This window comes from Halorientalis persicus (assembly GCF_900110215.1).
GTDB lineage: Archaea > Halobacteriota > Halobacteria > Halobacteriales > Haloarculaceae > Halorientalis > Halorientalis persica.
On the sequence record NZ_FOCX01000113.1, the window covers coordinates 1 to 1,307 of the forward strand.

A 1,307-nucleotide genomic window follows, 5' to 3' on the forward strand; every position below is an offset into this window, starting at 1 on the left:
CGGAACCAGTCTGGCGCTTCGTGCTGCCAGGCAACTGCCACGTCATGTTTTGGTCCCGATGCGTCGGGATTGTATCCAGTGCCGGAGGGGTCATATCTGGCCATGGGCCAGTCGTAGGACGAAGTTGTATCTGATTCTCGCTGTGTGCTAAGAGAGGTCAGGCCAACTGTCCCGGCTATTCCGATGGCGGATGCACTGAGAAATTGACGTCGTGTGGAGGGCATCTAGTTACTGGTCTATCACAAACACAATTATTGCTATTGGTAGTACAGCGAATGGCAGAACTGCAGATCGTTGTTGCCGGTTTATCCCTGAAGTCCCTCGTAATGAGCATCAGCGTGGAGCCAACACCGTCGACGACTACCGGTAATTTCGCGATTTATTCTGGTTGAGAATATAGATATACAGACAGGTTTCTGATCGAAAGCCGCTCAGTATAGATGATCCTCTTAACGATCAGTTGTAGTACTTACCTTGTACGAAGGTAGATGGCGACGCGAAGTGGGATGAATGTGAGAAATGCCACTAACAATGTGAGCACCGTCCACGTGGGGGCGACGGCGAGTGCGAGTTGGCCGGCCATGATAAGCAGGAAGAGACCGACGAACCGGATACGGAAATTCGCCCAGAGTTGTTGGAGACGCTTGCTCACGAACGAGCCGTACGTCAGAGCAGCACTGAGAATCATACCGAGGATCGTCGCGCCAGCTAGTCGTTGTGGTGTAATCGAAACAGTAATTGAGAACGGCTCCCAGTACGCCACCGCTCCGAACACGACAACCGCCAGCCCTGTCCAGAAGAGATCATAATAGACGCCTGGCCGAGAATCCGGCTCACCCCACTCCGTCGGAATCACTGACATCTACCGAGAGAACACGCCCCACGAGTATAAGCGTTCGACCAAGATCTCAGATCCGCTGTCACTCGGAATTACCTGGGTTCGACAGCCCCCGATGGAATCCAATTAGATCGCGATTGGACGTGTTGAAAAACCCGTAACGTAGGCAAACTCACTGAGCATTAGAAATCAGGGCTGATTTCTGGCTGAGAGTCGGTCAGTGCAGGTACTGGATCTTTCAGTTACTCGATTCCGAGTTAGCGAACGTCCCCATGTTATCCGTTCCGCTAATGCCCCATGACTTGTACCCTGATTCGGAAACAGATCCCTCAAGAACCCTCCCACTGTCTTTACCGGGTGGTGCTGGATGGTAGGCTGTCCGGGTATCAGCCGATGAACGTCCGTCAATTGTGAATTCAATTCCGTACCACACAGGTTCGGTAAACACGCTCTCGAACGTCTGTGTCTC

The 1,307-nt window shown here is 52.4% G+C and carries 1 protein-coding gene and 1 pseudogene; both read right to left on the reverse strand.

Annotation, left to right across the window (positions count from 1 at the left end; genetic code table 11):
* Positions 1-469: 469 nt before the first annotated feature.
* Complete coding sequence (locus tag BMX17_RS24890) at positions 470-862, reverse strand: hypothetical protein (RefSeq protein ID WP_092665343.1); 393 nt, start codon at positions 860-862, stop codon at positions 470-472.
* A 214-nt stretch (positions 863-1,076) separates the two neighbouring features.
* Positions 1,077-1,307, reverse strand: a pseudogene (locus BMX17_RS26845) (hypothetical protein); the annotation flags it as partial.

Excerpts from the sequence above, each read along its gene's own strand:
- BMX17_RS24890 (WP_092665343.1), bottom strand. The coding sequence starts at position 862 with ATGTCAGTGATTCCGACGGAGTGGGGTGAGCCGGATTCTCGGCCAGGC.